A 6,741-nucleotide genomic window follows, 5' to 3' on the forward strand; every position below is an offset into this window, starting at 1 on the left:
TCGTTCTACACGTCTTTATTTAAATAGAAGAAAAATAACACTCCATCTTTTGTATTCAATACACCATATTCCACGCCATGCAGGTTTAGTATATTCTTTGAAATCGCAAGGCCTAATCCTGTTCCACCTTTAGAACGTTGACGAGACGTATCTCCTCGATAAAAACGATCCCATATTTTTTCTAAGTGTTCTGGCGCGATATGAGCCCCTTTATTTTCTATACATACTTTTACACGTTCGTTCTCTTCTATTGTAGAAATAATAATATTCTCATGTTCTGGTGTGTAACGAATCGCATTCGTAATAAAGTTAGTTATAACCTGTTCTATTCGATGAGGATTTGCAACTACCCCAATTTTAGAAAGTTGTTTATGGACATGTAATTGCTTAGCTGTTATATCCGAGGTTAATTGCTCGCATATGTAATCAATCATCTCATCAATATGGAAAACATTCATTTTCATTTTATACGTACCAGACTCGAATTTTGCTAACTCCAGCATATCAATAATGAGCATATCCATTTTATCTACTTCTTTTGACATTGCTTTAAAGTAATAATCCTTTTTATTACTAGCAACACCATCCTCCAAAATTGAAATACAGCTCTTCATAATACTTAAAGGTGTTTTTAACTCATGTGAAACACCCGCGATAAATTCTTTACGTGTATTTTCTAATTGCTTTTCTTTCTCTATATCTTGCTGTAATTGATTAATATACGAATGCAAAGCTTTAGAAAGTGTATTAATATTTTGTGATAAATCACCTATTTCATCTTTTGTGGTAATAGGTATCGTCTCTGAGAAATCTAGACCAGCGATTTTTTTTGTAGTATCATTTATTTGTAACAGTGGTTTGGCAACTTTCTTTGAGTAATAGAACGATATCAAAACGATTAAAATCAATACAAAGATAATTAAATATATATAATAATCCTTTATCATTTGCACAGCTTCATCAACTGGTTGCAATGATGTCATAGCAAATATATAATTTTCCTTACCATCTACATCTATTGTCGGTTTGATTAATAGTTTATATTTAATATCATTTTCTTCATAATCCACTATTTCTGTAGAAGTAATATTACTTGGGTTTTGATTTAATATTAAATCAACCTGAAATTGTTTTATTCTATCTATAAATACACGATTTCGATAAATAGAGTTAGTTCCTACAGTCCCCTCCGGTAATTGTACTTTCTTAATGCTCCCTGCTAAATATAACTGTGCCCTTTCTTTTGAATATGCAGCTTTTGGGCCATATAACCTTTCTGACAATTGCTTGTTCTCCAGCCCAAAATTCTTCTCTTTTATTGTTAACATCGCAGGGACTACTGCATCCCCTTCCTGTACTCCATCGATAATAATATGACTATCCTGTTCTAAACTATATTTTACCCTTTGTATATCTTCTAAATCGATAAAACTATACAATGGAATCTGAATTAAACGTTGAGAAAAGGTCTTATTTTGATTAGGGTTTAACTGAATTTCTAAAGAAAAATCATTTGCATATTTTATATTCCCTACTTTGTCTAGCGTTGTAACCCATGTCGTATTTTCTTGATAAAAATTTTGTTCCAACTCTTGAATTGCATCTATGTCATCTCCAGCTTTTACATATGCTTTTTCAAACGATTGAATATTCTTCTTAATATCATTAACTTTTCGATTTGCGTAGTATTGCTTAAAAAATATGGTTTGCCCAATAAAAATAGTTACTAAAATAAGTGTGCATAATGCTGTAGTTAATATAAACAATTTTAGTACAATTCCTTTTTTCATACCTGCCTCCCAAATTTATAGCCAATTCTAACAACGGTTACAATACAAGTTGCTTTCCCCCTTAATTTCTGACGCAGATTACGGATATGACTATTGACAGTCCGATCATCCTCAACAAATTCATAACCCAAAATTTTAGTGATAAGTTGTTCTCTTGTAATCACAATCCCTTGATTTTGCATTAAATTCATTAGCTGCATCATGAACAGAAGAATCTCGGCTTTCAATTAATCGTTTTGCTCTTGCCAATAAAATAGGAGGACTATTTGGTTTTGTAACATAATCATCCGCTCCCAGTTCAAATCCCAGTAAAGTATCATCCTCATCCACCCGAGCTGTTAGCATAATAATAGATACATTAGAGTTCTTACGAATTCGCCGACAGACCACCCAACCATCTAATTCCAGTAACATAATGTCTAAAATAATTAAATACACCTCATGTTCTTCAAATATAGATAATGCTTCTTTCCCATCAATCACCTCTAAGACGTTATCCCCTTGGTTTAGTAGATAATCCTTCATAATTTCACTTGAAATATCTTCATCTTCTACAATTAATATTGTTCTTTGCATCTTTTATCTTCTCCACGATTAATTTTATTTTTATGAAGAAATAGTTCATTTTATATTTTAACCAATTAAAAACCTTTCACTATTTCCATCACTACTACCTGTAACATAGCTATATCAAGATAATAGCCTACTGGTATAAAGATAAAATGCAGGGATAACCCTAAAATTGAAAATTTATTATAATTGTATATTTGTAGGTAATGGGATTACATAAAACAAAACATAATTTTGTACTAGAAACTTTTCGTTCCAAAACGACCATTTTTGGTTAAAAAGAATTCTTTTTTTATTGACTATGAAGTAACCACATAGTTTATAGTATGAATATTATTCCTTATAGGAGGCAATATAATTAGATGGATAGCTATAAGTTAACTAAAAGTGAAGTAATTAAGATTTTTAATACAACGAAAGAAACACTTCGATTCTATGAAGAAAAAGGATTAGTTCAGCCAAAGGTGGGTAAAAATAACTATAGACTTTATGGAAATGAAGACCTACAGAGAATTAGCCAGATCTTCTTTTGTAAAGATATAGGCTTTTCAATTGAAGAAATTGATTTAGTAATAAATAAGAGAAATATAATAAACAATATAAATATCTTACAGAACAAAAAAAATGATATTGAAACTGAAATTTATCGATTTATTGAAATGCAAAAGAAAATTACTAGGCTCCTCGATCTCCTTCAAAATAGAAGTAGAAGCTTCAATAAGATTCAAAGTGTCTATTTTGAGGAAAGAAAATATTATCACATCAAAGGAGAAAACTTTAATAGTGTAAAATCCTTTTTTGAGAAATTCCGTTCTATTTTTAAGCAAGGTGAATTTTTTCAAGAACAATTTATAACAATGTGTTCTATTAAGAATTTATTCAATGATGATCTGGGACTTTCAGTTTATTATCCTGTTTTGAACGATACAGAGATAGAGCATGTTGAAATTCTTAGTATACCTGCAGGTAATTATCTTTGCGTTGATTACGTATGTACAGAAGAGCATATGGATGAAATACGACGTCAAATATATACAAATATTACAGACTATATAGAGAGAAATGGTTTACAGTTTAGATCATGTAATGTAATTGAAACAGATTTACATGAATTGAATCTGTTTTATCCAGAAGGACAGATAATTATGAATATGCAAATTCCTGTTGAAGAAAAATCGAAACACCAAAAGAAATAAGCATTTTATGCTGCCCCTTATCCCCTGGGCATTCACTATACAAACAAAGGCGAAGTCTTTAAACGGACTCCGCCTTTTGGAAGTATCATGAATTACAGCAAGTACTCCTCCTCATAATATTTCCTCATACATTCATGTCTCTGTTTATTTCTTTACAAATTTTGCAAAAGAACCAAATTTACGCTATTTCCTTGCAGAAATAGGTTGAGACCAAATATCTTCGTCATTATCATTTAAATGTACTTCAAAAACATATATAGGTTGAGAAAAACCTTTTGTATCAGTGTAGTATTCTATATTATATTTTGTAATGAATAATGTATCACCTGCTTTGAAAGATCCTATAGGATCAAATTCTCCTTGTTTCAATTTTTGAAATGCTTCCTTTGGAGAAAGAATTTCAACATCTCGAACATGTGATTTTTTTGTAACGTAATCTTTATAAACAGGCATTTTTTTCCCCTTCGTCTTTTAATTCTATCGATGTTTTTATAGTAACTTGAGACATATCAGTTTTTGTAATGGGATCAATAGGCATATTTCCAAATTACTGCAAATGCTTTAAAGTATGTAAATGATGGTGGAGAGATTTTTTTCCGTTTTGAGGAGGATCATAAAGAAAATCGATTGCTTATTCAAGATACAGGCATTGGGATAAAGCAAGAAGATATACATCGTGTATTCGAAAGAGGATTTACAGGTTCTACTGGAAGAACACATACAAAATCTACTGGAATGGGCCTGTATCTTGCGAAACAAATGGCTTTAAAATTAGGGCATGATATTTCTATTCAATCACCAGAAGGAAAATATACAAGGGTTACCATCCATTTCCCCAAAATAAGAAATTACCATCAATTCCTGTGAAGAGTAGATTAGGGATACCTTTAGAATATTTTTAAAAACATTAAAGTTCTTAATGCATATGTGTTCAAAATGATTTTTAAACCAGAACCTTATTAGACAGTGCTTTTTAATGAAATTTATATTTTGAAAATTTTATATGTGATAGCCTATTTTTTAAAACTTCATATGTATAGAGATTTCGCCTATATTTTGCATAACAGCTAAATCTCTTTTTGTGTACAGAAAATTGTATAGTTCTGTACACAATAATATTGAACAAAAGGAGATAAAAAAAGATTATAATAAATAGAGTTACATCATTTAACGCAAAAAGAACCTGGTTCAATGGTCGAAATATTAGCTAATAAAAATGAGGAATTTACTAAAGCACTGCATTGTTATGTGGAATCAGGGGAAAGTTTTAGAAATAACAAAGATATATTAAACAGTATAATAATTTTAGAAATAACTATTGTAAAATGAGGGCGCAAGAACCTTTAGAAAGAAAATAAAAAGATGAAAAAAGTGATGCAAGTAAGTTGCATCACTTTTTTACATAAATACGGGAAGTAGCTCTTAAGATTCAATGAGTCTTTTTTCCCGCCTTTGAACAGTTCGTTTAGGCTTCAATGTCTTTATTCAATGATATTTCAGCAGTACCTTTATTTTTCACATTTAATATTTTTGTTCCTTAGCCATGAATATACTTAGAAAACCTCTAAAAACTATTTGATAATCTTTTAGAATCTAACTTTCTTATAATACTCTTTGCTATTTCTTCAATATTTTCATTTAAAAAGAAATGATTACCTTCAAAAGAATGGAGAGTACACGTTTTACTTGTATATTGCTCCCATTTTATTACTTGATCATATGTAGTAAATTCATCATTTTCCCCATTAAATATAAGAAAATCAATATCACATGGTTGTATATTATTGTCATGAATATATGTCTCGACAATTTTAAAATCTGCTCTTAGAATTGGGAGAAAAATCTCCATTAATTCTTCTGATTGAAGTACCCCGGATGGTGTACCTCCCATTGCAATAACTTCTCTTTTAAATTGCTCATTAGAAAGATTATATCGGATATTTTTTATTTTACTATTTGGATGGTTTCTACCGGACAAAACAAGAAATTCAGGCGATACGTTTTTAGAGTCCTTTATTTTTCTGGCTACTTCATAGGCGATCAAACTTCCCATGCTATGCCCGAATAGAATGTAGGGCGAATCATCTATCTGCATAACTATATTATTGTAGACATCATTTACGGCCTCTTCCATACTTTGGTACAAGTTTTCTTCAATTCTATATCCTCTACCAGCTAACTCTATAGGGACTACCTCAATATATGGATTAAAGTGATTTTTCCATTTTGCGTAACTAAACGCAGATCCCCCAGCATGTGGAAAGCAAAAAAGTTTAGTCTTCTGCATTGATTTTCTCCTTACTTTCAAATTTGTATATATTTTGGCAAATTGAATAAATGTCTTTAATTATTATCTCTTGCGGAAATTCATCCCTTGTTGCACAAGCAGATATCTTATAATTTGGCTCAATGTTATATTGTCTAAAGTAAAAGTTTTGAGGTATATACTTATATGAAATTAAAGTTCGTGACTCTTTTTTTATAGAGAATGAATTTAACGGGATATAAAGCCCTTTTCCAATCGTTTTTATATAACTTTCTTTTAATGTCCATAAATCATAAAAATAATTAATTTGTTCATCAGAATTCATTTTAGATATATCATAAAATTCTTCCTCTGAAAAAAATTCATTTGCTAATTTAAGAGCCTCTATTTATGAAACCTTTTCTATATCAATACCCACATTAAAATTAGCAGTAGTACAAACCACCCATTCTTCTGAATGTGACAGATTAAAATGAAAGTCAGAAAAATTTTCAACAAAAGGTTTTCCATACTCATTATATAAATCTAATTTCTTCATTATTAATTTTATATTTTTGGCAGATTAGAGATCGGATTAGTAAATCCCCTATCAGGGTCCTATTAATGTCGCATGAGTTTAATAAACGCTTCATTCGTTCTTTCTTCTCATTTGAAACCAAGTTACTAAGTTGCTTAAACAAATGACTTTCAATATTCTTTGGTATTTTCACAGCTTGAATGTGTATGATATATCACTTCCTTTTTTAAAGGATGGCTTCACATATGTGCGTTACATAAATTCAAATTAACCTTATTAAATTGCAAATACAATAGAAAAGGTGCATATTTACATATCAATGAAAATATACACCTTTCCTCAGTAATATCATCAAAGCATTAGCTTCTATTACAAAAAATGGAGAGCATTTACATCATTCTA

The 6,741-nt window shown here is 30.1% G+C and carries 4 protein-coding genes and 4 pseudogenes; 3 read left to right on the forward strand and 5 right to left on the reverse strand.

The annotated features are described in order from the left end of the window. Positions 1-5: 5 nt before the first annotated feature. Together JDS98_RS23725 and JDS98_RS23730 are read right to left on the reverse strand one after the other, a co-directional pair. Positions 6-1,790: a sensor histidine kinase gene (locus tag JDS98_RS23725; protein ID WP_199634398.1), complete on the reverse strand. Its 1,785-nt coding sequence runs from the start codon at positions 1,788-1,790 to the stop codon at positions 6-8. Beyond that, a pseudogene (locus JDS98_RS23730) lies at positions 1,787-2,366 on the reverse strand (response regulator transcription factor). The gene JDS98_RS23725 and the pseudogene JDS98_RS23730 overlap by 4 nt, the downstream one beginning before the upstream one ends. Positions 2,367-2,722: 356 nt before the next feature. On the opposite strand from JDS98_RS23730, the gene JDS98_RS23735 reads away from it, so the two are divergent. Next, positions 2,723-3,556, forward strand: a complete 834-nt coding sequence (locus tag JDS98_RS23735) for a MerR family transcriptional regulator (protein ID WP_199634399.1) — start codon at positions 2,723-2,725, stop codon at positions 3,554-3,556. A gap of 183 nt (positions 3,557-3,739) precedes the next feature. Here the strand turns inward: JDS98_RS23735 and JDS98_RS23740 are convergent. Beyond that, positions 3,740-4,103 (reverse strand): annotated as a pseudogene (locus JDS98_RS23740) (VanZ family protein); the annotation flags it as partial. On the opposite strand from JDS98_RS23740, the pseudogene JDS98_RS23745 reads away from it, so the two are divergent. Beyond that, positions 4,100-4,423, forward strand: a pseudogene (locus JDS98_RS23745) (ATP-binding protein); the annotation flags it as partial. The pseudogenes JDS98_RS23740 and JDS98_RS23745 sit on opposite strands and share 4 nt — an antisense overlap. A 324-nt stretch (positions 4,424-4,747) precedes the next feature. After that, the gene (locus tag JDS98_RS23750; RefSeq protein ID WP_242480991.1) at positions 4,748-4,885 is read left to right on the forward strand and encodes a hypothetical protein; all 138 of its coding nucleotides are present in this window, start codon (positions 4,748-4,750) and stop codon (positions 4,883-4,885) included. Positions 4,886-5,120: 235 nt separating this feature from the next. On the opposite strand, the gene JDS98_RS23755 is transcribed toward JDS98_RS23750, so the two are convergent. Then, positions 5,121-5,843 (reverse strand): thioesterase II family protein, encoded by a 723-nt coding sequence (locus JDS98_RS23755; protein ID WP_098912089.1) that lies wholly within the window; start codon positions 5,841-5,843, stop codon positions 5,121-5,123. After that, positions 5,830-6,532 (reverse strand): annotated as a pseudogene (locus tag JDS98_RS23760) (4'-phosphopantetheinyl transferase family protein). Before JDS98_RS23760 ends, JDS98_RS23755 begins: the two are co-directional and overlap by 14 nt. Between the last annotated feature and the right edge of the window lie 209 nt (positions 6,533-6,741).

Source organism: Bacillus cereus group sp. N11, assembly GCF_016483605.1.
In the GTDB taxonomy this organism is placed as follows: domain Bacteria; phylum Bacillota; class Bacilli; order Bacillales; family Bacillaceae_G; genus Bacillus_A; species Bacillus_A toyonensis.